This window comes from Lysinibacillus sp. UBA5990 (genome assembly GCF_002429815.1).
GTDB classification, from domain to species: Bacteria; Bacillota; Bacilli; order Bacillales_A; family Planococcaceae; genus Lysinibacillus; species Lysinibacillus fusiformis.
In genome coordinates this window covers 1734273-1759146 of record NZ_DJAY01000015.1, presented here as the reverse complement: position 1 = coordinate 1759146, position 24874 = coordinate 1734273, and the positions used below count along the sequence as shown (strand labels likewise).

30 protein-coding genes, 1 pseudogene and 1 riboswitch are annotated in these 24874 nt (G+C 35.5%); of the genes and pseudogenes, 15 read left to right on the top strand and 16 right to left on the bottom strand.

Features of this window, described 5'->3' with window-relative positions; translation table 11 throughout:
- Positions 1–200: 200 nt before the first annotated feature.
- Positions 201–569 (bottom strand): hypothetical protein, encoded by a 369-nt coding sequence (locus tag B3D94_RS21480; RefSeq protein WP_008178511.1) that lies wholly within the window; start codon positions 567–569, stop codon positions 201–203.
- A gap of 195 nt (positions 570–764) precedes the next feature.
- On the opposite strand from B3D94_RS21480, the gene B3D94_RS21475 reads away from it, so the two are divergent.
- The 5 genes from B3D94_RS21475 to B3D94_RS21455 all read left to right on the top strand — a co-directional run bounded on the left by B3D94_RS21475 (position 765) and on the right by B3D94_RS21455 (position 4745).
- Positions 765–1268 carry an RNA polymerase sigma factor gene (locus B3D94_RS21475; protein WP_069481736.1) on the top strand — a complete coding sequence of 168 codons (504 nt, stop codon included), beginning with the start codon at positions 765–767 and terminating at the stop codon, positions 1266–1268.
- A complete protein-coding gene (locus B3D94_RS21470) occupies positions 1258–2262 on the top strand; it encodes an anti sigma factor C-terminal domain-containing protein (RefSeq protein ID WP_291760366.1) in 1005 nt (334 codons plus the stop codon). The genes B3D94_RS21475 and B3D94_RS21470 overlap by 11 nt, the downstream gene beginning before the upstream one ends.
- 171 nt (positions 2263–2433) lie before the next feature.
- A complete protein-coding gene (locus tag B3D94_RS21465; RefSeq protein ID WP_291760363.1) occupies positions 2434–3189 on the top strand; it encodes an SDR family NAD(P)-dependent oxidoreductase in 756 nt (251 codons plus the stop codon).
- Positions 3190–3214: 25 nt separating this feature from the next.
- On the top strand, positions 3215–3649 hold the full coding sequence (locus B3D94_RS21460; RefSeq protein ID WP_069481734.1) for a MarR family winged helix-turn-helix transcriptional regulator: 435 nt from the start codon (positions 3215–3217) through the stop codon (positions 3647–3649).
- Positions 3650–3971: 322 nt separating this feature from the next.
- Positions 3972–4745, top strand: a complete 774-nt coding sequence (locus B3D94_RS21455) for an IclR family transcriptional regulator (protein WP_069481733.1) — start codon at positions 3972–3974, stop codon at positions 4743–4745.
- 22 nt (positions 4746–4767) lie between these two features.
- Here B3D94_RS21455 and B3D94_RS21450 read toward each other — a convergent pair whose 3' ends face one another.
- Positions 4768–5982: an aminotransferase class V-fold PLP-dependent enzyme gene (locus B3D94_RS21450; protein WP_291760361.1), complete on the bottom strand. Its 1215-nt coding sequence runs from the start codon at positions 5980–5982 to the stop codon at positions 4768–4770.
- A 14-nt stretch (positions 5983–5996) separates the two neighbouring features.
- Positions 5997–7085 (bottom strand): M24 family metallopeptidase, encoded by a 1089-nt coding sequence (locus B3D94_RS21445; RefSeq protein WP_291760359.1) that lies wholly within the window; start codon positions 7083–7085, stop codon positions 5997–5999.
- A 302-nt stretch (positions 7086–7387) separates the two neighbouring features.
- On the opposite strand from B3D94_RS21445, the gene B3D94_RS21440 reads away from it, so the two are divergent.
- From B3D94_RS21440 to lepB, 3 genes are all read left to right on the top strand, one after another.
- A complete protein-coding gene (locus B3D94_RS21440; RefSeq protein WP_036126598.1) occupies positions 7388–8326 on the top strand; it encodes an LCP family protein in 939 nt (312 codons plus the stop codon).
- A gap of 345 nt (positions 8327–8671) precedes the next feature.
- Positions 8672–8782: a hypothetical protein gene (locus B3D94_RS21435; RefSeq protein ID WP_008178501.1), complete on the top strand. Its 111-nt coding sequence runs from the start codon at positions 8672–8674 to the stop codon at positions 8780–8782.
- Positions 8783–8933: 151 nt separating this feature from the next.
- Positions 8934–9494 (top strand): signal peptidase I, encoded by a 561-nt coding sequence (lepB, locus tag B3D94_RS21430; protein WP_291760358.1) that lies wholly within the window; start codon positions 8934–8936, stop codon positions 9492–9494.
- Between the two features lie 19 nt (positions 9495–9513).
- On the opposite strand, the gene B3D94_RS21425 is transcribed toward lepB, so the two are convergent.
- Positions 9514–9732, bottom strand: a complete 219-nt coding sequence (locus tag B3D94_RS21425) for a hypothetical protein (RefSeq protein ID WP_069481728.1) — start codon at positions 9730–9732, stop codon at positions 9514–9516.
- 159 nt (positions 9733–9891) lie between these two features.
- A riboswitch (purine riboswitch) is annotated at positions 9892–9991 on the top strand.
- A 164-nt stretch (positions 9992–10155) separates the two neighbouring features.
- Here B3D94_RS21425 and B3D94_RS21420 point away from each other — a divergent pair.
- The 3 genes from B3D94_RS21420 (at position 10156) to B3D94_RS21410 (ending at position 14581) form a co-directional block, all read left to right on the top strand.
- A complete protein-coding gene (locus B3D94_RS21420) occupies positions 10156–11349 on the top strand; it encodes an MFS transporter (RefSeq protein WP_291760357.1) in 1194 nt (397 codons plus the stop codon).
- An 88-nt stretch (positions 11350–11437) separates the two neighbouring features.
- Positions 11438–11725: a hypothetical protein gene (locus B3D94_RS21415; RefSeq protein ID WP_193832314.1), complete on the top strand. Its 288-nt coding sequence runs from the start codon at positions 11438–11440 to the stop codon at positions 11723–11725.
- A 249-nt stretch (positions 11726–11974) separates the two neighbouring features.
- Entirely contained in the window at positions 11975–14581 is a 2607-nt protein-coding gene (locus B3D94_RS21410) for a cation-translocating P-type ATPase (protein WP_291760356.1), read from the top strand.
- Positions 14582–14727: 146 nt separating this feature from the next.
- On the opposite strand, the gene B3D94_RS21405 is transcribed toward B3D94_RS21410, so the two are convergent.
- On the bottom strand, positions 14728–15204 hold the full coding sequence (locus B3D94_RS21405; protein ID WP_291760354.1) for a DUF3231 family protein: 477 nt from the start codon (positions 15202–15204) through the stop codon (positions 14728–14730).
- A 107-nt stretch (positions 15205–15311) separates the two neighbouring features.
- On the bottom strand, positions 15312–15974 hold the full coding sequence (locus B3D94_RS21400) for a cupin domain-containing protein (RefSeq protein WP_414674017.1): 663 nt from the start codon (positions 15972–15974) through the stop codon (positions 15312–15314).
- 289 nt (positions 15975–16263) lie between these two features.
- Here B3D94_RS21400 and B3D94_RS21395 point away from each other — a divergent pair, with 289 nt between their 5' ends.
- A complete protein-coding gene (locus B3D94_RS21395) occupies positions 16264–16605 on the top strand; it encodes a YolD-like family protein (RefSeq protein WP_069481722.1) in 342 nt (113 codons plus the stop codon).
- Positions 16606–16708: 103 nt separating this feature from the next.
- On the opposite strand, the gene B3D94_RS21390 is transcribed toward B3D94_RS21395, so the two are convergent.
- From B3D94_RS21390 to B3D94_RS21375, 4 genes and pseudogenes are all read right to left on the bottom strand, one after another.
- Entirely contained in the window at positions 16709–17185 is a 477-nt protein-coding gene (locus B3D94_RS21390) for a GNAT family N-acetyltransferase (RefSeq protein ID WP_012294844.1), read from the bottom strand.
- A 92-nt stretch (positions 17186–17277) separates the two neighbouring features.
- Positions 17278–17556 (bottom strand): hypothetical protein, encoded by a 279-nt coding sequence (locus B3D94_RS21385; RefSeq protein ID WP_291760349.1) that lies wholly within the window; start codon positions 17554–17556, stop codon positions 17278–17280.
- A gap of 309 nt (positions 17557–17865) precedes the next feature.
- A pseudogene (locus B3D94_RS23130) lies at positions 17866–17937 on the bottom strand (YjcZ family sporulation protein); the annotation flags it as partial.
- Between the two features lie 186 nt (positions 17938–18123).
- Entirely contained in the window at positions 18124–18348 is a 225-nt protein-coding gene (locus B3D94_RS21375) for a hypothetical protein (RefSeq protein ID WP_036126581.1), read from the bottom strand.
- A 214-nt stretch (positions 18349–18562) separates the two neighbouring features.
- Here B3D94_RS21375 and B3D94_RS23125 point away from each other — a divergent pair, with 214 nt between their 5' ends.
- Positions 18563–18775, top strand: a complete 213-nt coding sequence (locus tag B3D94_RS23125) for a DUF3883 domain-containing protein (RefSeq protein ID WP_083244697.1) — start codon at positions 18563–18565, stop codon at positions 18773–18775.
- Positions 18776–19080: 305 nt separating this feature from the next.
- Positions 19081–19845 (top strand): DUF7225 domain-containing protein, encoded by a 765-nt coding sequence (locus B3D94_RS21370; RefSeq protein ID WP_069481720.1) that lies wholly within the window; start codon positions 19081–19083, stop codon positions 19843–19845.
- 437 nt (positions 19846–20282) lie between these two features.
- On the opposite strand, the gene B3D94_RS21365 is transcribed toward B3D94_RS21370, so the two are convergent.
- From B3D94_RS21365 to B3D94_RS21340, 6 genes are all read right to left on the bottom strand, one after another.
- Positions 20283–20714, bottom strand: coding sequence for a hypothetical protein (locus B3D94_RS21365; RefSeq protein WP_258269156.1), 432 nt, complete (start codon positions 20712–20714; stop codon positions 20283–20285).
- A gap of 68 nt (positions 20715–20782) precedes the next feature.
- On the bottom strand, positions 20783–21076 hold the full coding sequence (locus B3D94_RS21360; RefSeq protein ID WP_069481718.1) for a hypothetical protein: 294 nt from the start codon (positions 21074–21076) through the stop codon (positions 20783–20785).
- A gap of 102 nt (positions 21077–21178) precedes the next feature.
- Positions 21179–21430: a hypothetical protein gene (locus tag B3D94_RS21355; protein ID WP_069481717.1), complete on the bottom strand. Its 252-nt coding sequence runs from the start codon at positions 21428–21430 to the stop codon at positions 21179–21181.
- A 410-nt stretch (positions 21431–21840) separates the two neighbouring features.
- The gene (locus B3D94_RS21350; protein ID WP_291760326.1) at positions 21841–22182 is read right to left on the bottom strand and encodes a hypothetical protein; all 342 of its coding nucleotides are present in this window, start codon (positions 22180–22182) and stop codon (positions 21841–21843) included.
- A gap of 34 nt (positions 22183–22216) precedes the next feature.
- Positions 22217–22654, bottom strand: coding sequence for a DUF4879 domain-containing protein (locus tag B3D94_RS21345; protein ID WP_291760750.1), 438 nt, complete (start codon positions 22652–22654; stop codon positions 22217–22219).
- A 916-nt stretch (positions 22655–23570) separates the two neighbouring features.
- A complete protein-coding gene (locus tag B3D94_RS21340) occupies positions 23571–24521 on the bottom strand; it encodes an SDR family oxidoreductase (RefSeq protein ID WP_291760747.1) in 951 nt (316 codons plus the stop codon).
- Between the two features lie 136 nt (positions 24522–24657).
- On the opposite strand from B3D94_RS21340, the gene B3D94_RS21335 reads away from it, so the two are divergent.
- Positions 24658–24819: a hypothetical protein gene (locus B3D94_RS21335; RefSeq protein WP_175423041.1), complete on the top strand. Its 162-nt coding sequence runs from the start codon at positions 24658–24660 to the stop codon at positions 24817–24819.
- Positions 24820–24874 lie beyond the last annotated feature (55 nt).

Sequence of the window (24874 nt, the reverse complement as noted above, 5' to 3'; positions counted from 1 at the left end):
TAGACAAGAGCCATCGAGAAGTTAACTCTCGATGGTTTTTGTCATTTTCTTTCAGGACGCTCCTGAGGTGAATGGTACTTTTCTTCACGAGTTTAACTGCTCTTGATTGTCATGAAAAAGAAAAAAGACTATAGGCAACTCAAAAATTTTAGAGTTGATCTATAGTCTAATCTCTCTTCTATTAAATTAGGGCATATTATTTATTTCACATATTTAAAGACATTGACAAAGAATAACAGTACGGAAAGGGCTACAGCAATGCCACCACCTGAAACAAATAGCTCAAATAACCACCGTGGCACATCTAGATAGACCATCATCATTCCAACCAATAGGAATGGTAGACCAATATTGTAAAGCCAGAACTGTGCTTTAGCGAGACCTGTTTCCGCAGCATCTTTATAAGTCGAATAAATTAAACCAATGAATCCAGTAGTCAGCCAACCTACCACACCAATATGAGCATGCGTCGCTTTCCATTGAAGTTGAACAGTATAATGCATAAACAGTCCAAAAGCAAAAACAATCAATAAATAGAAGACTGAGAGCTTTATCCATTTAGCACCCATTTTCAACAACTCCTTTCCTGAAAGTGAATTTAGCTAGCTGCTACAGTATATTCATGTCAAATAAAAATGATGCTTGTATGTATTTGAAAATAAATGTTGTTTGGTTTCATTAAACTAAAATATTTAATGGGAACTTTTTGTAATATGTAAACTTTTCATGGAGTTCTGCGTTGTATAGGCAGAAGGGAGGTGGACATGGTAAAGCAATCAATGAATGCGTTTTTACAGCAAGCAGGAACTCTGCTATATCGTTATTTGAGAAAACGTGGATTAGCCCATGAGGATGCAGAAGATATCATCCAAGATACATGTTATAAATTTTTATTACATAAAAATGGAATTCAGTCAGACAAAGTAATGAGTTGGTTATATCGTGTAGCAACCAATCAATTTTATGATCTCAAGAGAAAAGAAACACGTCATCCAACAACAGAATTAGATGAAGTTCAATTGACTTCATTAATTCATATTCCTGAGATCCAGATGCTAAAAAAAGAAAAATTAAAGGACATACAGAACACATTAGAAACGTTATCCATTTTGCATCAGGAATTACTAATCTTGAAATATGAGTTGGGATTATCGTACAAGGAAATATCAGCCTTGATGAATAAGAATGAAAACACATTAAAAACGCATGTCAGACGTGCTAGAGAAGAATTTACGGAACGATTTAAGGAGGATATTCATGATGAATAAAGAAGAAGAAGAATTTTTGTTTGATGATAAAAAAACGAAAAAAATAATGAGAAAGGCAAGGTTTTGGTCAACAGTCAAAATGATTGGGGTTACATTGGTCGTTACACCCATTGTGCTAATAGCATTATGGTATGGGCTGAGGACTTTATCGTTAAATAGTGCGCAAAAAGTAATGGATGATATTCATATATTTAACGAAATAAGTGCGCCCAATGTACAAATTAGTAATCAGGTTTATGACGATAATTTGTTGGGAGGGAAAATAACAACAACAACCTATAAGGTGCTTGGAGTTCAGCATCGGCCATATATTTGGAAGCCTATTAAAAGCAATTATAATCTATTTGGAACGCTTACACGATCTGCCACTTCTAGCCCCATTCAAATAGAAGGTTCAGAATCACTGGCAGAAACTTATCAAATCGAACGGTTTAATGACTACACAGGTGATCGAGAAATGTTTTTTTATCATCCCAAAATTTCTTACGACCATTATAAAGATAATATTAGTGAACTGAATCAATTGGAGAAAAATACTTTAGTAGAATTAGCTATTTCTTTTGATGATTCCTATAGTTTTGGTGAAATTAAAAGCAAGCTTCCTTCTGAAGTACAAGTAGATTGGTGGTGGGTGGATGCATATACAGATGATACACTAGATTTTTTTAAGCAAGGACAGAATACTATTTCAGTCAATGACCCATACATTTACGGCTTCCAATCAGAGCAATCCAAACCAAAACCCCGACGTTCTTCAAACGACGAGGTTGAGACCTTTATTCGAAATATTGAGCTTCTTCGCAAAAGCAAGAACTTTGAGTGGGAAACAAACCAGGTTTATCAAGCTTTAGTAGGAGAAAATGGAGCCATGGAGAAAAGTGATGTGAAAATAACTGGGGCTGTAGTAACTGGTACACCAGAGCAGTTGAAGTCATTACAAGGACAAACATACATTAAAGGGTCTATATTTGGTGTAATATCAAATCAGAAATAAAGCGGTCGAAAAGAGTAATCGGCACAATCATGTAGGAAAGATCAATTTTAGAAAAGCTTATTTTGGATTACTCTTCTCCAGAATAGGCTATTTATCTGAAGTAATTTAGTTTAAAAATAAATAGTTTAATGTTAAACTATATTCGAATAGACATGAAGGAGATGTGTATGAATGGGTAAATTAGATAACAAAGTAGTTATTATTACTGGTGGTGCAGGTGGAATTGGTAGTGGTATGGCTAAAGCAATGGCAAAGGAAGGCGCTATTGTCACGATTGTTGATTTAAATGCAGAAGCAGGCGAAGCAATGGAGAAAGATTTACAACAAATTTCTCCAAAATCTATGTTCTTACAAGCAAATTTAATGGAACGAGATCAATTACCAAAAATTATCGATACAGTTGTAGAAAAATACGGTAAACTAGATGTGCTAGTTAATAACGCTCATGCTGCGAAACAAGTTACAATAGAAGAAACAACCCAAGCGGATTTGGACTTATCATTTGGAACAGGTTTTTATCCGACATTTTATTTAATGCAGGCTGCATTACCACACTTAAAAGAAACACTAGGTAATATTATTAACTTTGCATCTGGAGCAGGTATTCAAGGTCACGAAACACAGGCAGCCTATGCCGCAGCTAAAGAAGCGATCCGAGGCATTTCTCGTGTTGCTGCAAATGAATGGGGCAGATTTGGTATTAACGTTAATATCATTAGCCCACTTGCAGATTCACCAGGTGTACAAGCATGGGCAAAAGCACAGCCAGAGTATTATGAAGCAGTGAGAAGTAAAATTCCACTAGGTCGTTTTGGTAATATTGAGCAGGATATTGGACGAGTAGCTGTCTTCTTAGCTTCCGACGATTCGCAATATATTACAGGTCAAACGATTATGGTAGATGGTGGTTCATTAATGCTTCATTAATGCTAGGCGTTTGAGGAGGATTTTTTTGAAACAGACAAGTATTTTTAAACTGATTCATATGATTGAACAGGTGAATAACGCCAATATTATACGTTTTACAAAAGCGTTTCCTTATCCATTAGGAATTTCACCGATTTTAGTATTAAATGAGCTGCATGTTAAAGGCCCTCAAAAACAGGCAGAATTAGCTGAAACCATTGGCTATACAAAAGGAGCAATGACAAGCATTGCTGAAAAATTAGTCAAGCTTGGATTAGCAGAAAGACTGTATGACCCAGCTGATCGCCGCACTATTCGTCTTGACATTACCGATGAGGGAAAAGTAGCCTTATCAAAGGCTCAATCTATAGGGAAAGAAGTCTTTGTACAACTATTTGAAGTATTAGATGATACAGAAATTGCCCAGTATTTACAGATTCAAGAGAAGCTAGTACAGGGCATTCAAAATAAAAATGAATAGCTAAAAATTTATTTTATGTAAGAAGGACCTATCCAAATCAACTCACCTCACCTCGATCAATTTTTTAGAGGTGGGGTGAGTTGATTTTTTATTGATTAGCTTACTAGACGGGCTAAAATGCATAGCCTCAAGGCTAGTCAAATACCATAAACAGGATTGACCGTAAGCCAAGAGGTACATCTAGTCATCTACTAAATGGTGTTTAATCTTTGCAGAAAAAATAGTAGCCCCTATTTGTAAAATAGTTGAATTTATTGAAAATTGTCCGCCTTCATTTTATAATACAATTACGGTTCTATTATAGAGACATATGAGGTGCAAGATGACATTAAAAACATTAGATAACTCATTAGAGGTTCTAAAATATTTTAATAAAGAAAATCCTACATGGGGTGTTCGAGAATTAGCGAAAGAAATGAACATTAGCCATTCTATTATTTATAGGATTTTAGCAACATTTGAAAATCAGGGCTTTCTAATTCAACACCCTGAGACAAAGAAGTATGAACTTGGGCTTCGTTTTCTAGAGTACGGTCAGATGGTAAAGGACAAATTAAATCTTTCTGATTTTGTGTTACCGATTATGAAAAATCTGGCTGAAGCCATTAAGGAATCCGTATTTCTAACATGGCTAGATGGCACAGATGGCGTGACAGTAGAAATTGCAGAGAGTTCTCAAACTATTAAGTTTTCTGTGTCGATTGGCACACGCACCCCATTACATATCGGGGCATCATGTAAAACAATCATGGCTTTTCTTCCAGAGGAGAAGAAAAAAGAGATTATGGACCATGGCATGAAAAAAGTAACCCCAGAAACGATTACAGACCCTGATCAAATGTTAGCCGATTTAGAGAAAATCCGACAGCAAGGCTGGTGCTTTACTACGGGAGAATATTCTCACTCGGTATTTGGGGTAGGGGTCCCTCTTTTTAATAGCAAAAAAGAAGTGATTGCTTCTCTAACCATTGCGGGTCCGATTTATCGTAAACCAACAGAGGAGAAGCTACCTGAAATGATCAATGTTCTTCAGTACGGCGCGATGAATATTCAACGATATTTCGATCAATATAGCTTTAAATTGTACCAAGAATAAGGTTGAAAAAAGCCCGAGATAGTTAATGACTATCTGGGGCCTTTGTTTTGGTTAGTTCGATGAATTCCTTGATGCTGGATACCGCCCTATCGATCTCTTTAAATGTATTAAAATAATGAGGTGAAAAGCGAGCCATTTTACGAATATGATTGCGCTCCATGATGGTATTAGCCATAAAAGTTCCAGCTTCTATAATAATGCCTCGATCCGCTAAAAAATTAGTGACACCATCTGGAGAAAGTCCCTCAATATTAAACGGTGTAACCGATAATCGATATTCGCTATTTTGTGGGCCATAGAGGACAATGCCTGGAATCGTTTTAAGCTGCTCTATTAAATACTTCGTCAGCTGTTGAACACGCTGATATATCGGCTGCATACCAATCGTATTTGCGTAATCGATGGCCGCCCCTAACCCTAATATACTTGGAATGACAGGACAGCCTGGCTCAAAACGTTTAGCTGTTTCAACGAATGAGTAATCGTTGTTTTCATAATCCCAGTTAGTGCTACCCCAGCCGATCATAAAGGGCGTAATGCTTGAAATCAGGGCTTGTCGTACATATAAAAAGCCAGAGCCTTCTGGACCACGTAGCCATTTTCGCCCACTAGCGACTAAAAAATCACAGCCTAGCTCTGCCACATGAATAGGGAGTAAACCAACTGTTTGATTGGCATTAATTAACGTAAGCACGCTGTATTGCTGGGCAAGCTGACAGATTTCCCTTGCAGGCTGAAGGGCACCTGCCGCGTTTGACATATGGGCAAAGGCTATTAATCTTGTGCGAGGCGTTATGAGCTGTTCAAGCTCTTGTAAGTCCACCATATAGTCCGCATTCGTTTTCAAAACTTTTAAGTGAACTCCTTGTTGCTGAAGGGCAAGCCAAGGTACATAATTACTTAACATTTCTGTATCAAGTACGATCACCTCATCATCTGATTTCCAATCTATGCCACCTGAAATATAATTAATAGCCATTGAACCATTGGGAACAAAGGCAATTTCCTCTTTTTTGGCACCGATAAATAAAGCAGTTTTTTCCCGAATTTGCTCTACCTGTTCATACGTTTCTTTACGAAAAGAAGGTAAATAAGGGCCGATACTCGCCTGTTTTTGAAGATAACTTGTCATAACATTCACTACAGGCTGAGGAATGGCCGAAGCGGCAGCTGTATTCAAATATATATATTGCTCTAACAGGGGCATATCCTTTTGAATGGTCATTATATCCATCATTGCATTCACCAGCCTTATAAAATGATTAGTTCTTTTGAAAAGGTCATTAAATTCTCGTAACCATTGTTCGTAACTATGAGATTATCCTCAACCCGAACCCCAGCAACATCCTGTATATAAATTCCAGGCTCCACAGTAAATGTCATGCCTTCTTCTAACACTAGTGAGTTACGTTGCATTAAGTAAGGTTCTTCGTGAGCGCTCAAACCAATGCCATGACCAAGTCGATGTGTGAAATAGCCACCATAACCACCATCCCGAATAATTTCTCTTGCAATGCTATCTAGGCTTTGGGCAGTCGTCCCTGGCTTAATAGCGTCTATTGCTGCTTCATTGGCTTGTTTAACAAGGCTATACATGTTTTGTAACGTTGGAGATACATCTCCTAAAGCTACTGTTCTAGTCATATCAGCCACATAGCCCTTATAAATAGCACCAAAATCAATGACAATGAATTCGCCTGCTTCTATTTTTTTAGTGCTTGCTCTGCCATGTGGGAGTGCACCACGATAACCTGAAGCAACGATAGTGCCAAAAGGTGTTCCTTCTGATCCACGACGTCTCATTTCATATTCCAATTGAGCTGCTACTTCCATTTCTGTCACACCCACTTGAATCGTCGGTAAAGTAGCTGCAAGACTTTCCTCGACAATTTGTACAGCCTGCCGCATATAGGCTAGTTCTTGTTGATCTTTTTTCATGCGTAATTCGCGAATGGACTCGCCAATATCAGATAAGTTTTCATATGTAAGCATTTCAATCGATTTCTGTTCATGGACACGCATAGTGTCAAATTCTACACCAATGGACTGCAATGTTCCCATTTCCTTTTTTAGTCGCTGAATCACCTGTGTAGGCCCTTCCTCATCAGAATAGGATAAAATAACACCACCATTGCTAAGATCAACTTTATTTAGTTCTACTTGTGGCAAAAGAAAATATAAATCATGAGTAGCCGTTATAACAGCAAATGTTAGCCGTTCACTTTGCTTTAGATGAAGACCAGTAAAATAATGCATATTTGGCCCTGGTACCAAAATAGCTATATCCACGTGCTGCTGCTGCATACGGGAAACTAACTTCTCTCTTCTTGTTTGAAACATAGGGCGATTCCTCCTAAAGGTAAGCAATAATAAGTCGGTATAACGTTTCTAATATAGAGACGTTGTATCTTAAAAATAGTATAAATCAACAATAATGAATTTTCAATTTATTAAAGCGGAGAAACATACAATAGAAAAGGAAATGAAATAACAAATGTGGGAATAGTTTGAGGTAAATAAAGTAAATACTAGTGTACGTCTTTTTTTCGTCTAATATGCATATAAGTAGACTAGATAAACTTTTTTCCAACTTAATACGTCAAAAAGAGGGGCAAAATTGTTAAGCAAGAGAGGACTAACGTATGGAAAAAAACATGAAACGCTCTAAAGAGAAAAAGAGCAAGAAAAAATTATGGCTGTGGATCGTTGGTAGCCTACTAACTATTTTTTTAATTTTTATAGGAACTGCCTACTTTACCATCCAAAAAACAATGAACAAAATTAATACACCACTTTTACAAACAACAGATGCAGCACAGCTAGAAGAAAAAACAGTGATTAAAAAAGAACCTTTCTCGGTTCTGATGCTCGGCGTAGATGAACGAAAAGATGATAGTGGACGTTCTGATACGATGATTGTGATTACTGTGAATCCGGAAAAGCAAACAATGAAAATGCTTAGTATTCCCCGTGATACTCGTACAGAAATTGTCGGTCATGATACCGTTGATAAAATTAATCATGCCTATGCTTTTGGTGGCGTTCCAATGGCTGTAGATACGGTAGAAAACTTTCTAAATATACCGATTGATTACTATGTGTTTATTAATATGGAGGGCTTTTTACAAATTATAGATACGCTTGGTGGCGTGACAATTAACAATGATATGGAGTTAACCTATGACGAATATCATTACCCAAAAGGAGAAATCACATTAGATGGTAATGAAGCACTTATTTTTTCCCGTATTCGTTATGAAGATCCACGAGGAGATTTTGGACGTCAAATTCGACAACGACAAATTATTGAAGCGGTTATGAAAAAGGCCTCAACTCCGTCTACATTATTAAAGGCAACAGATATGCTGACGGTTTTAGGCGATAATGTTCGCATGAATTTCTCTGTAAAAGAGCTTATTCAGCTTCAGGGTATTTATAAGAAAATGGATAAGGGTATTGAGCAATTATCGTTTGAACAGGGTGATGGTGAAAGGATTAACCGCATTTGGTACTACATTCCGAACGAGGAAGAGCTTCAAAAAATACAAGCCGATCTAAAAAACCATTTACAAAGCAAGTAAGCTTTTGCTTACTACAAGTGATAACATATATGTGAAATTTTTGGCCATGAAGGGAGGGAGATGAATGAATGGGAGGACCCAGGTCCTTAGGTATACGGCTCTTAATCATTGCATGCAAAGCTATGTACCTAAACGTAAAACGCGAAGAAATCCAGTCCGATCAACTATTAGAGGCCTACAAGTATTATGTTTAAAATTGTTTATGTAGTGCATAAAAAATCATTCATGTAGGGTGCATGCCTAGGTGAATGATTTTTTTGACGTTAATCATTTATCTATATTTCTTGAAATGTCAGAAAATTCGTTGTATACTGACATTAGAAATGGTTAAAAGGAGTGATTGTGATGATTATAGGCACAATTTTATTAGCAATTGCATTACCAGTGGGTATCGTATTAGCAGTAGATTTATTGAACGAGCAGCAACAGGTTGCCCCACAATCTAACCATTCTTAATTGTCAATTGAACAAAATCAGATATTTCTAGACAATGCTACATAGTAGCATTGTCTATTTTTTATGGAGAATGAAACAATTTGCGTGATTCATTCGTCAATGAAGTGTAGAAAATGTTATACTATTAAAAAAACAGTATCGGGGAATGAACATGCAAGAGGAAAAAACAACAAACTTTAAAAAAGAAATACTATCTTACATCAAAATTATTGTCATTACAGCAATTGTCGTGTTTGGCTGTAAGCAATTTTTATTTGCGCCCATTAAAGTACAAGGGGCATCGATGTACCCGACCTACCATGATAAAGATATTATAATTGTAAGTAAAACAAGTAAAATCGAGCGATTCGATCAAATTGTTTTCCAATCACCTGTAGAAGATGAATTATATATTAAACGTGTCATCGGTGTACCAGGTGATAAAGTGGAAATGAAAGATGATGTATTGTATGTGAATGGCAAAGCCTACAAAGAAAATTACGTCAATCGTGAAACAGATGATCCTAACCAATTACGCATTACTGAAAACTTTACATTAGAGCAATTAGTCAATGAAAAAGAGGTACCAAAAGGCATGTATTTTGTGCTTGGAGACAATCGCCTAAAAAGTAGTGATAGTCGCCATTATGGTTTAATTTCAGAGGATGCTGTTTATGGGGAGTCGAAATTAATCGTCTATCCATTTAAGCATTTTCACGTTGGCTCAAAATAAGAAATGATTAAGAGGCTACTTAAAAAGTGGCCTCTTTCTCTTTATTGGATGTTACATCTTTACATATTTTATAAGAGGGATAATAAACACAAATCATTGAATTTTCAACGGTTTCTTTAATAGGGGTTTGATAACTTCTCATGTTAAGAGCTGTTTCTTCGATTGTGAGCTCTTCGGCTACTAATTCAACACCATAAAATAGTAATAAAAAATAGCATACAAATCCTACTATTCGCAAACAATCACCTCGTAAAATAGTTATTGTATGTTATTATGTATGGTCAAATTCATTAAAATATAAGCAGAAAATCGAAATTTTCTCTCGAGTATCGAAATTTTTATGAAATAGATTCTATGAAAAAAAGGTATTGTCAATAAATTTTTCATGTGCTACTATAGCTAAAGTAAATATTTGAACTGTATAACCTCAATAATATGGATTGAGGGTCTCTACCAGGAACCATAAAATCCTGACTACAAAATTTTGTTTCATTTTTGTAGTCAGGATTTTTTATTTTGATGCAGCCTATGTTGATATAGAAATGTCTGCTGAATTAAGCTCATGAACCTCAGACATATGTCTGCAAAATCTGGACACAGAGGTATCAAGGCTGTTGAAAGATCTCCTATAAAAATGAAATGTAACGAAAGGGAGATTACAATGAATTGGAGAGTTTATATTCTTGCGGTGACTACCTTTGCAGTAGGTTTAGTTGAATTAATCGTAGGTGGAATCCTACCAAATATTGCAGAGGATTTGAATGTTTCTTTAGCAACAGCAGGGCAATTAATCACTATTTTTGCACTTGTTTATGCGATTTCCGCGCCCGTTCTACTATCTTTGACAGCTAAGGTAGAACGGAAACGCTTATTCCTTATATCCTTATTTATTTTTACATTAGGTAATTTGATGACCTTCTTTAGTACAACGTTCACCGTTGTTCTAATTGCCCGAATTTTTACAGCGATGAGTACAGCATTAGTCATCGTGCTATCATTAACGATTACAACGAGAATTGTAGAGCCTAGACACCGTGCCAAAGCATTGGGGCTTGTTTTTATGGGCGTAAGTTCTGCACTTGTTATCGGTGTGCCAATGGGGATATTTATTACAGAAGCTTTCGGTTGGAGAGCCGTATTTTTAGGCATTAGTATTCTTTCAACAATCTCAATGGTTTTAATAGCTTTGTTATTAGACAAAATGCCAATCGGGGAAGTTGTACCACTGAGGAAGCAAATGAAATCATTGGCGAATTTAAAAATCCTTACAGCGCAATTAACGACTTTGTTTATGCTAGCAGGTCATTATATGCTCTACGCATATTTAACGCCTTTTTTAGTGGAAGCCTTTGATATGAATGCCTCATGGATTAGTATTTGTTACTTAATCTTTGGTATTGCCTCTGTTAGCGGTAATGCTGTAGGTGGCTGGGTGAGCGATAAAATTGGGACAAGTAAAGCCCTTATTCTAATCGTCTCTACATTTGCGCTTGTCTTGTTCAGTATCCCTTATACAGTCATTGCCTTACCGGTCTTTTTACTGTTTACTGTTTTATGGGGAGCATTAAGTTGGGCTTTAACACCGCCATTACAAAATTATTTAATTCAAGCAGATCCTCAATCATCCGATATACAGCAAAGCTTAAATACCGCTGCGCTCCAAATCGGGATTTCCATCGGCTCAGCGCTGGGTGGTGCCGTATTTGCCTTTACTGGATCTGTCATGCACTTAGCAAGTTTCGGAACTCTATTAGTTCTCTGTGCTTTAGGATGTGCTATTTTCTCCATTAAAAGAGCACCTGTCTCACAAGAGCATTCTCCGGATTATTCATCAGCGCAACATCATTCATCATAATTGGTGAAATTATCCAAAAAACGATCCTGCTATAGCAGGATAATAGCAGCCTGATAGCGAATGTAAGGATAGAGGAGGTTGGTAATAGATGCAAGTAGATTTAACCGATTTTCAAAATGTCAAAGTCATCGCAACGATTGATCAAACTTTTTATAGAAATGTAGGTGCTATCATATTATATGAAGAGGATTCACACACATTATCTGTACGAAAATTGACTCGGAAAACAGTCGATCATTATATACCAACAGACGAACTCGAACACTTTACATTTGCCTCTCATGCTGATGCCATTAAGTTCACGCACAAACTTACGCGCATGAGTGCCTTAGATTACTTATTAGTGGCTCATAAAGAGAGACCCATACAATCATAACTGCATTTATAAGCATTGGGAAAGTAAGCCATTCCCAGTGCTTTTTTTTGTCTAAGTGAATCTATTTGAGTTTTCTCTTTAAAAATTAATTTCTTACTAGTTTATTATCATACTCTAGTTATCTATCGAATAGATTGTTGTAGTTAATGAATTTCACACAGACTTACGGAGTTTGAGATTTTAAGGTGCCTATTATTTTCCAGAAAATAGTATACAACCTTTAAATCTTGTGAATGGAAGGAGAACCCTATGACTGAATATCATCAACAATCGTCTACTGAAGTCATGAAGATATTGAACGTCACCACAGAAGGCTTGACCGATGGGGACGTTCAAAAGAGGCAACAAGTCTATGGCTATAACGTATTAGAGGAAGGTAAAAAGACTAGTACATGGGCTGTTTTTATGGGCCAATTCAAAGATTTATTAGTCATTATTTTACTGGTCGCTGCCTTCGTTTCCTTTCTACTAGGAGAGGTAGAAAGTACAATTGTCATCATGATTGTTGTTTTTCTAAATGCTATTTTAGGCACGGTACAGCATGTTAAAGCTGAACAATCTTTAGACAATCTGAAGGCGCTAACCTCACCGATTGCTAAAGTAATGCGTAATAATCAACTTATGGAAATTCCTTCTGAGGAGATTGTGGTGGGGGATCTTCTTATGTTAGAGGCTGGCGATTACATCAATGCAGATGGCAGACTATTGGAAAGTCATAACTTGCACATCAATGAAAGCTCTCTGACCGGAGAATCAATTGCCGTTGCCAAAAGTACTGAGCCTATTCGAAAAAACAATGTTACGATTGCGGATAAGAAAAATATGGTGTATTCAGGTAGCTTCGTGACCAATGGACGAGGGATTGTAATGGTTACAGCTATCGGGATGCAGACTGAAATCGGGAAAATTGCTAATTTACTCGATACGGCAAAGGAAAAGAAAACACCTTTACAAATGAGCCTAGATCAATTTGGTGAAAAATTAGCATTAGGTATTACAATCATTTGCTTAGCCATTTTTACAATTGACCTTATTCGTGGACGAGCGTTAGTAGAGTCCTTTATGTTTGCGGTATCTCTAGCTGTCGCAGCTATTCCTGAGGCTTTGAGTTCCATCGTTACGATTGTCTTAGCATTTGGCACACAGAAGATGGCGAAGGAAAATGCAATTATTCGTAAGCTTTATGCGGTAGAAAGCTTAGGAAGTGTATCTGTTATTTGTTCTGATAAAACGGGTACCTTAACAGAAAATAAAATGGTTGTACAGGAAGTCTTTGTCGATCAGAAAAAAATTCCTCATGATTGGCTAAACCCAACAAATTCAGTGGAAAAAGAGCTGATGGTTAAGGCACTTTTATGTAGTGATGCTGTTGAGCGTGATCACAAGGAAATTGGTGATCCGACAGAAATAGCGCTTGTGAAATTAGGGAAGCAGTACGGCTTAGATGAATTGATGATTCGCGAGCAATATCCAAGACTGGCTGAAATTCCATTTGATTCGGCGCGAAAGCTTATGAGTACTGTAAATCAAATAGATAAAAAGCCTGTTATGATTACTAAAGGGGCATTAGATGTTCTCTTGCCTAAAGTGACTAGAATAAAAACGGCAACAGGCATTTTTGAGATGACAGCTCAGCATCGTCAAAAAATCGAAGCGGTCAATCATGATTTTTCGAGGAATGGTTTACGTGTGATAGCCATTGCCTACAAAGATGTTTTACCGCAGCAAACAATTGATACAAGAGTGGAAAAAGATTTAATATTTGTCGGCTTAGTGGCTATGATGGACCCTCCAAGAAAAGAGTCCAAAGAGGCAGTGGAAAATTGTATTAAGGCAGGCATTAAGCCAGTTATGATTACTGGTGATCATAAAATTACGGCTACAGCGATTGCCCAACAAATTGGGATTTTAAAAAACCCAGATGAAGCCATTGAAGGACATGCTCTCGAAAGATTCTCAGATCAAGAATTACAGGAAAAAATAGATGATTATTCTGTATATGCGCGTGTTACACCTGCTCAAAAGATTCGTATCGTCAAAGCGTGGCAGGATAAGGGTCATGTTGTTGCGATGACGGGGGATGGCGTCAACGACGGACCTGCGCTAAAACAAGCAGATATCGGGGTGGCAATGGGAGTGACTGGGACGGAGGTCGCAAAAGATGCCTCGTCCATGATTTTAACAGACGATAATTTTTCTACGATTGTCAAGGCGATCGCCAATGGTCGTAGTATTTATACAAATATAAAAAATGCCATTTTGTTCTTATTATCAGGAAATGCGGGAGCTATTTTTGTAGTGCTATATGCCACAGTACTTGGCTTACCAGTTCCGTTTGCGCCTGTGCATCTATTATTCATCAACCTATTAACAGATAGTCTGCCAGCAATCGCAATCGGATTAGAGCCGAATAATAAGAAAACGATGAAGGACAAGCCTCGAAATATTCATACACCTCTATTAAATAAATCATTTACGACACAGGTGGTGCTTGAAGGAATTTTAATTGCTATCTCCACCATCATTGCTTTTCAAATTGGATTATCAACTGGAGATACATTAACGGCAAGTACAATGGCCTTTACAACACTTTGTTTATCAAGATTAGTGCATGGCTTTAACTCCAGAGCCAAACAATCGATCTTTACGATTGGGGTATTTTCGAATAAATATGCATGGATTGCATTTTTAATCGGTGTCCTAAGCTTGCACATTGTATTGTTTATGCCAATGCTTACAACGGTCTTTGAGGTGGCGCCATTAACAATTGCCCAATTAGGCTTTATTTATAGTCTATCCGTGTTACCGTTCCTCGTAAATCAATGGTATAAGCTCCTGTTTGTAAGAAGTCGATAGAAGGGGAATGAATGTCAAAACCACCTACATATAACGAGTAGGTGGTTTTGCTATTGTTTAATGACAAGCTTAAAATCTACAAAAAAACGCACTATATTTAATAATGTGCAACATAATGGATGATTAGATCGTCCAGCATGCCATTTTTATTGGGCTGGTGCTAGTAGCCAACCTTTAATTTTACTGAGTTCAATTAATTTAGACCCAAGTATAGCATAGCGCATATGGAGTTGCCCATATTTGGCAAGGTGCTTTTTCTTTACTGACAATTCCAATGCTTGGCTTACAGCAAGTAAAGAGGAAGCAATATTCATAGATAAAATGGCACTAATTTCACTATCATTAATGATGGATTGTCCACGTATATCCGTCATTTTCATTTTACTGTATACCATTGTTGTAGTGGGGGCAAGCACGCCATTTTCCTTTAATAATAATGTCAGCTGTTTATTTTCCTCTTTTAAACATTGAATGAATTCCAAAATCATAATCTTTAATTTTTTATCCCGGGTATGGTTAAAAAAGGCATGGCTTGAAGCAATATAGCTTTGATTGACACCGAGCTGCGACCAAAGCCTAAACATCTCCTTAAATTGTAATGATGCTAGATTGTCATTTATCATCGTTATTGTGACACTTCCTAACTCCTAGTATTTATCTAAGATTAGGATGGAACAGTTTATGACATTCTATTCATCTTTTACAATAAAAGTTTAATAAAAGGGGCATTTTAATAATAGGCGCCATAAGGATACATATGTGGGGAAGGGTAATGGTATGGATAAGGGTATGGGTATTGGCATGGTTTCATGGAAGGCTTTTTTTGCTTGCATGAAGAATTATCAGTTGCCGGTTCCACTCGATTACAACCTTTTGGGGGCCCAATATAAGTAGATGGAACAATCGGTGCAATGGTTTTTTTCCATTGTTCCTCATCTAGACAATAGGTATGCGCCATAATATTGGCAGGTGTGAATTTCAATATATCAGAGCCTAAAATAACCTCTGGTGTTGGAGCATCAAAGATAGCAAGTAAATGGGTGTTATCTTCTGTGGCAATCTCATAATGCCACCAGCCCTGTGGTATATTGGCTACTTGCCCAGGCTTAATCGGGTAGTTTTGAAGTTTTTTTGTAAAGGGATTTAATAGGGAAACCATTGCTGTACCAGAAATACAATAGACAAGCTCGGCTGCATTTTGATGATAGTGTGGCTCAATGACATTGTCTTTACTTAAAAAAATATCCAGTAAAGATGTATTTTCTAAAGTATTTAATTGTTCTACGCCAAGAATATTAATGTAGTTTCGTGAATCTTTTTTAAAAAGCGTACTTTTATTGACATCAAAGGTGAACTCTGCAGAAGACGATGTATAATCGACATTTGTGTTAATACTTACATCCTTTCACACTAAAATTGTGATATTCATCATCACCACAGATTATGATTGAAATGTTTATAGACTTATACAAATGCCTAGCGTTTGTCTAGAACTCTTCGCAAGCACATACTAGAGAAATTGTATGAAATTACCACCGCTATTTAAGAACGTATGTGCGTATAATAAAAAGAACGTATGTTTTGTTTGGGGGATGGAAATCATAGCAAAGCAGCCATGACTTTCAATGTTGAAGTTTTCTCGCAAGCGCTCCCCCGAAACTTAGCAGAAAGGGTGAGACAATTTGATCAAAGATCGAGGAGCCATGAAATGGACATCGATGATGCTTCCAGAGCATTTAATGCTTTTGAAAAAGTGGAAACAAGAGGTGCTGACAGAACCGCCAAGGGAACGTGCAGAATGGGAACTGGAGGAATTACAGCAAACCATCACACATGCATTATCGCAACGTAACTATATTATGTTAACTATTTGGGAAGAGGCTAATTTTGTACAATATGGTGGCATTATTAAAGGGATGAACGAGTTGGAACTTCTGCTAGAAACGATTACAACAACGAAACATATCGCATTGAAATATATTTATGCTGCATATATAGAGGTGGATGGCAATAGCGGTATTTGATACAAAATCGAGTGAGTTAATTTAGTGCCTGATAATGAATGGTACGAATGACAGCGGATGACAAAGTCACTCATTTGAACATCACAAATGAGTGACTGTCTCCTTATAGGTGCAATTGCATCACTATTTGCTCACCAATGGGTCCCATTCGTCTTTCACCATTATCTTCAAAACCTACGTTGGTATACAAATTCTGCGCAGCGATGTTCTTATGATTTACTACTAACACTACTTCGTTAAATTCTTTAAATTCATGCTTGACAAAGTCAGCCAATAAAAGCATTGCTTTTTTTGCATAACCCTTACCTTGCTGTTTATGATCCATAGATAAAGCAGTAAGTAACATCGCCTGAGGATTACTAGAATATTCTTGTACTCTTTCGGTTGCATGAAGTACGAAAAAACCAACAGGTATTGTATTACTTAAAATCACAATAGGGTACTGTCCAACTTTTTCGATTGTAATCTCTTTTGGTAAGGCAGTAAATCGGTGTTGTTCTGCTGGCAATTCAAACTCATTTAACTGCTCTACATAGTCTTCTGAAAAATGTACTAATTCAATGTTAATTGTGTCTTGCATAAACAAGCCTCCTTTTTTATTATTGTATCTATGGAACAGGTGTTCGTCAAGAAGGCTTGTTTAATAATCATGCAAGCTAGAGTTCTTTTACTTTATAAATTACCAAAAAATAAAATAAAGGAAATACTCACAATTAGAATCAGTGTTAAAGCAATTGTCACAATACCTCTCAGTAAGGTCGCTAAATTTCTAACATCTTTCATTCCTACAACACTTAGGTAGAAACATACGATTGACAATAGCAATGTCAGTGTCAATGGGTGAAGATGGACATAGGTGACAAAAAAGTCTTTTAAGGAACCGGATAGAAAAAATAATAGGATGCAACCTAAAGATAAAATAAAGGACCAGAAATTTAGATTAATTCCCACTTGTTTCCTCCTCTCTGCTAAAACGATATTTCTATAAAATCTATAATAGAGTAAAAGGATGCAAAAAGAGGCCACTTGGATGTAAGTGACCTCTAGAACCAATAAAGGAGTGTCATGTAAAGTAGAAAGAACTTTACAATACTATTATTATGATAAGTTATCAATTGGAGATAGTTATCTATCTTCAATGGCGTAAGAAATATTTTTATTATCTCATAACAAGCAAATAATTAGGAGGAAGGGGAATAAAAAAGGCTTAAGCTTCTTCATCATTAGAAATGAACAGAAGCTAAAGCCTTAATACGACCATTAGCAAATGAAGCTTGTACCAACAATAATGAGAAGAATAAATAGTACAACGATTAGCACGAAAGTTGAACTGTTACCATTGCCATTATTTCCGCCACAATAATTATTAAAATTACCTACATTTCCACAGTATCCCACAAAGGACACCCCCTCTCTCCATATCTATTGTATGTATAAGATTCAAATGGAGGAGCGATAATCATCCAAGTAACTAGTATTAAAATGGTGCCATCAAAAAAACATCCTACACGGATGTTTTTAATATAACGGCTGCTGCATTTGACAAGGCGGAAAACCATTAACATCTTGAATCATATGAAAATCATATTGCTTTAAAGCAAATTGGCTTTGATACAAATATTCGAGAACAAGAAGCTTCCCACCTGAAACACCACAAAGAACACCAGATGTTCCTTGCCCATTCGTCAACGAAACACCGACCGGTTGCCCGATTAAATAGTAAATTTTATGTTGCCAAGGCACTATTGCCACTCCCTTCAATATAATTATATGAATGTAATGGTCAAAGGTGCATAGGGTAATGGCTAAGGTATCATGAGAATATAGGTCAGGATCAGGATCTTTTAACAGTAACCAAGGCACCTAGTTCAATGCCAAACAAAATAAGCGAATCCAGAAACTTTTTTGCTACTAAAGTAGATTATACTGAGATTAGTAAAAAAATTCTGAGCTTGGGCTGAAAGGCGAATTATTAGTAATTAACCATCTCCAAAATGTATTGGGTTACGATACAATTCATACTTCTTTTATAGAAGGTGATGGAGCTGGGTACGATATAGAAGCTATTAAAAAGGATGGTACTTCTAGATATATAGAGGTTAAAACAACAAAAGGTGGAATCAATACGTCGTTTATGATATCTGGCATTTCCCTCAATTTATGCAAGTAACTACGAATTATATAGAGTCTATGAATATAACCATGAATTTAATTCTGGCAAATTCTTTAGAATAGAAGGTGACCTAAAAGCCCCTTAAATTTAAAACCTACTGTTTATAGTGCAAAGTTATAAAGTAAGCTACCATTAGTCTATAAACTAATGGTAGCTTACTTTATTTAGTTTAAAATTTTTTTCAATATACATTGTTTCATTTAAAATATTGTTATACATACCAAGGTCAAATTCATGAACTGAAAATTTAATTACTTGTGAAGTTTTTATACGTTTAAGATTACCAGAAGGAGAGCATTATGATGACAATTTATGAACAACTATTAGAGGTCCTCAAAGAAGAAATAGGTAATATTTTAACATCCACGGAGATAAAAGATAGATTATCAAAAAGATTTAATACAAATCTAAAGAGTATTATTCCATCAGATTATTGTTATAACCGTTACAACAAAGGTATATCTTTTAATAAACATCTATTTATATATATTAATCGAAGTACATATAGATTTGTTGGTGAAAATTATCCTTATACTGGACTAATCTTTCACAATCCTAAAGGCGTAGAGTTTGAAAGTGTTGTAGGAGAGTGGGATAAAGGGCAACTTCTACTCTATAATGAACAGACTGTTAATAAAGGTACAATAGGAATATCACAAATAGAAAAGTTATATGAGGAATACTTAGAAATGTTACGATTTGAAATGAATGTACTTGGATGCAAGGCTACCGAATTAAGGCATCTTATAGGTCGGCTAGGTGAATTCTTTTGTGTTCTTTACACAAAAGGAGAACTAGCTAAAGTAACTAATCAACATGGATTTGATGTGGTGAAAAACGGTAGAAGAATTAGTGTTAAAACAACTGCCCAAGAAAAAAGTTTTATTACAATCAATAAAAATACATTCAACCAATTTGATGATTTGTTCGTAGTTCAGTTCATAGACGATGATTTTAAAATCTTATTTTATGGAGCAAAGGAGGAAATATCTTCACCTAGAACATATGGCAATAAATATGAGGTCGATATAAGTTCATTAATAAAATTATCGAAGACTGTTTATTAAAGAACTTTGACGGTAAATTCGACAAAAAAGAATTATTATTCTATTCCTGTTAAATTTATAAAATTAATCGATGAAATTTTATCCTTTTGTACTTTTTGGAATATTAAGGATGCTAATAGGCGCTCATGTAGGTTATGCATCATTATTATTAATAAAGCAAATGAATTACCAAATAATGAAAAGTGTGATGTCAGACGCATCGAGATTCGTTAAAACGTATAGTTCCCTATCTCGAATTGTCTGAATGTCGGATATTATTGATTTCAAATATCTCACTTCTGATAATACTCTTTCCCACTAAGCTCTATTCCTTTGGCTAAAATAAAAAGGACAACAAAAGAATTTGCTTCTACTACAATCTAAATTATCTCTGGTATTTTCTGCAAAGGTTTCTAAACTAAATGAGCATTTTTTTCATTGAGAAATAATTTTACTTTTTAAATCTTCCACTCTTTGGATGATGTATGTGAATTTATACTTTCTATTTTATTCCTTTTGTATGCAATATAGGGTTTTAATATAAAATTATTACTTACTTTATACTCAATATTACTTTCTAAGTAAACGGTAACTTTAATTTGAGAAGTTTTATATATAATATTCTCTGATAACAACAATTGAATATCTAAACCTGCAACAGCAAATCTAGAAGCATCTTCTTTCCCGATTAAAGGTAGTTGATAAATGCCGATTATTTCTTGTTTACTATCATCAATTGTCCACTCTATATTTATGTATGTATCCTCTTCAATCTTACTTAACTCAATTAAAGCACAAACATGTGCATCTTTTGGTGTAAATATATTTTTTTCTTTAACAGATTTAAATTCTTCAGTTATATTTTCACAAATAGTAATCGAGTTAATCAAGTGAGCACCCCCAAAATGGCAAACTGGATGCTCATATATGTAATTTTGCATCCAGCATTAATTATTACTTACTTTGTCAATCCAAAATACTTTGCTGTAGAACCAACTGCATATTTCACTGATCCAGTAACAGCACCCTTAATAGCGCCCACATTGGCCCCTAGAGTTGCTCCTGCAGCTCCACCTGCTGTAACACTTCCTTTAGATGTAAAGCCACGAGAAGAAAAAGTTGCTGTTACCGTTGTACCAGCAACACCACCAATTGCAGCTCCCTGAGCAGATGAGGAAACAATATTTTTTGTAATTGTATTTGAATTACTCCAACTATCTAATGTTGATTTTGCATATGAAATAGCTCCCATTTTATTTCACCTCCTAGACTATATCACTATAACACTATAAAAAAAATATTCAACTATTTTTTACCTAATATGTAATTGAAATGCAAAAAATAGATATTAGTATTATAATTTAGAAAAAAATAAAATTACAAAATAGAAACCCGAAATAACTAGTATTAACCCTATACCTAATAACCAACCGACGATGTTACTAAGACTTAAAAAACTAAAAATTTCAATAGTGTAAACAAATATTCTCTTATATATTGGCTTATCGCTATAATCTCCTAATTCATCTTTTAATTGAACAACACCTATAGGAATTATTAGAAAACCTAATATGATAAGTACTATACCTATAATTAAACCTAACATTTTTTATAAAACACTCCTTTTTTTGAATAAAATTATTATTCTTTTAAAATACATTTATTTATACTATTACATAATACTACTAAAAAAAGGATATTAAAATAATTTTTTCTTTATCTTATATATTAGGTTTTACAGAGGGTTTAAAATATAAGTAATTTTAAAAACATCACTAGAAAAAAACATGAAACAATGTTTGTGCATTTTACACAAATAAACTATCGTAACGCGAACAGATTTCCTATTACTTTGTTTAATAGGATCATCATAATTATTGTCAAATGCTTGTTTGTAGGATTTTTTTAATCAAATATTATTTCAAATCAGCAAAAAGCTTACATAACAACATAAAAAAGCATTAACAAGAAGGGGAAAATCCTTTTCGTTAATGCTCTTTATTTTACTTACTTAGCTTAAATGGATCTTTTATAAGCACTCATAGTCGAGGTATATTGGAATATTTTAGGGTTAACTAGTCCCTCACGTAAATCCATCATCCCTAATTGTCCCATTTTATTCAGCAAAGGAATCAACCAACTTCCACTTGGAGCACCTTGTAGCACTTTGATTTGATTAGATGATAACTTTGAAACTTTACTCGTATCAATCGGTTCTTTTGCATTTTCTATTGTTTCTTGAAAAGCTTTCAAGTCTGTTTTATACATATTCTCGCCAGTTTGTTGAGTAAAACCTTTATATCCGTAAGCTCCTTGAAGGATAGTTAACCTTATACTCATATCTTCCATAGAAACCATCTTTAAATACACCTCTCTTCATAGTATTCCTACATTATAAATGTGGAAAATTTATAGTTCTTTCAATGGTATTCCAAGGGGAATTTTGTGAAGTAGATCTAAACTTATATAAAGCAGAAGTTCCACTTGAAATTTTTAAGTCTGAATTAAAAGTTACTGTATGATAAAACGCATCTATAATTTTGTCATTATTAAAATCTATAGCAGCTTCATTAAGTTTATAATCACGATTTTGATATGTAATACGCTCATCATCTAACCATTGATTTTCACTTCCATAGCCAACTTCCATAACTGCTACAGTAACAGTTCCTGAAACTGCATAAGAAGTTTGCTGCATGCCAATATCCTCAGTTACTTGATTGCTTGTTCCAACTTGAGATACTACTTTGTCAATATAAACAGATGTTAAAGGTGGTGCTGGACCTCTAAGAACGGGACTATTTTGACTGTTTTTTAATTCCTCTTTAATTTTAGCATCCTCATCTGAAGTAACTAATGTAACAGTCCAATCAGGATGTTTTGTTTTTAAATCTTCAATTAATGGATCTACAGCAATCTTATCTTTTTCTATCTCTGAAGCCTCAGCTGTATTTAGCCCAGCAAACCGCTTGCTAAAATTCCTACAGTTAGTAAATATTTCTTCATATCCAACTTCCTCTTTTACATTATTTGTAACACATTATAATTATCGGATAATAAATTGGATGTTTAACACTATTTTCCAAAATAGATAATTATTAATTAAATGCCACTTCAGAAAATGATAAAACAGCACCTTTAAAAACCAAGTAGTAACCATGTAATGAATCATCAAACTCTACCAAAACTTTCGATTCTAAACATTGTACTGCTGCTTCCGAAATGCTGATTGCCGCATGTATCTATGACAATGTGATAAAGCTATGAATGAAGTATTGGCAATTGGATTTAATCAGTTAGGGTTAGTGAGGATACAAGCCACTGTTGCTGAAGAAAACATAGCATCAAGGAAGTTACTAACCAAGTTCAATTTTAAAGAAGCGGGCTATTTAAGACAATATGAATGTCATAGTGTGACTGGCGAATGTAGAGATATGTTGATCTATTCTTTACTACGGAAGGGATAACAACGAAGAGAATGGATTGATAAAGCGGATAGGAAAGAAATATGATCCCCAAAAATACACGATGTAAAGGTGGGATAGCGTTGTACAAAAACATCTTGGGGGCGATGTTAAAGTTGCTATCCCGCAATTAATGTATGTTGTCGTAGTTATGAACATAACCACTGTCAATAAATTGAAAAGTAAATGAAATAAAGAGGCAAAGTTGAATAATTAAAATATTTTTTGGAACCATTAAAAAACTCAGCAACGATTAAATGTTGCCTAAGTTTTCTTTACGAGCTACGAATGGGTGGATTCTCCGCCATCCACATGTAAAACTTGCCCCGTTACATGTCTAGAATCATCCGATGCTAAATAAACGAATGTAGGGGCCACCTCAAAGGGCTGTGCCATTCGGTTAAAAAGATTTCCTCCGTGCAATGCGTTTTCGTCAGAGGAAAAACTGGAGGGAATCAGTGGTGTCCAAATACGACCTGGGGCAATAGCATTGACGCGAATCAGCTTTTTAGCAATGCTCTTTGCTAAAGAACGAGTCCAGCCGACGACAGCTGCTTTTGTTGCAGAGTAATCGATTAATAAAGGCTCCCCAGCATAAGCTACAACTGAAGCGGTCCCAATGATGGAGCTACCAGCTTGTAAATAAGGGAGGGCTGCTCTTGTCGTATAAAAATGTGAATAAATATTAAGTTTAAACGTTTCATCAAATTGTTCATCTGTAATGTCAGTCAGGTCATTTTGTTGAAACTGAATGCCAACATGGTTACATAATATATCTAAGCGTCCAAACGTATGAATGGTTTCAAAAACAATATCTGCACAATGTTTTTTTTCACGGAGATCCCCAGGAAGGAGTAAACATTTTTTTCCTAGTTCCTCAATTCTATTTTTAGTTCGAGTAGCGTCCTCATGCTCATCTAAATAAGCAATTGCTACATCAGCCTCCTCTTTCGCAAAGGCAATCGCAGCAGCTGCACCCATTCCACTATCACCCCCAGTAATAAGGGCAACTTTCCCTTTTAATTTTCCACTACCTTTATAATGAGGGTTTTCAATGATAGGCTTCGGCACCATTAAGCTTTCGAGACCTGGCTGACGAAGCTGCCTTTGTTCAGGTTGGGTAAGGGGTACTTCTTTATATTGCGTAATCTTTCCATAGACAGGATATTGAGGGTATGGATCTTCTTTTTTATTGTCCTCAAACCATTTTTGATATAAACGGATTTGTTCCATTAAATCTTGGTTATCTTTAGCTGGCCCGTCACTTGGATTGTTAATAACCAATCCCTCCTTTTCAACATATACTATGATTAATACCCTTCTTAAGTTAAAGCAAGGAAACGACTATCATCGCAGGGGGATTGTTAGAATGGAGATTGAATTTTTCCCAGAAGTGACAAGGTTACTAGAAAATAACGTAAACCAATTAAACATTCATTATTTAAATTACAGCTGGTTTACACCGAGTATTGGTGTTAGACCCCCATATTATTGGCATCCAATTTACGAACCTTATTACCCATTAAGATAAAAGAATCTATGAGCTCAAGTTTTGATCGAGCTCATTTTTATTTTGTTTTAAATGA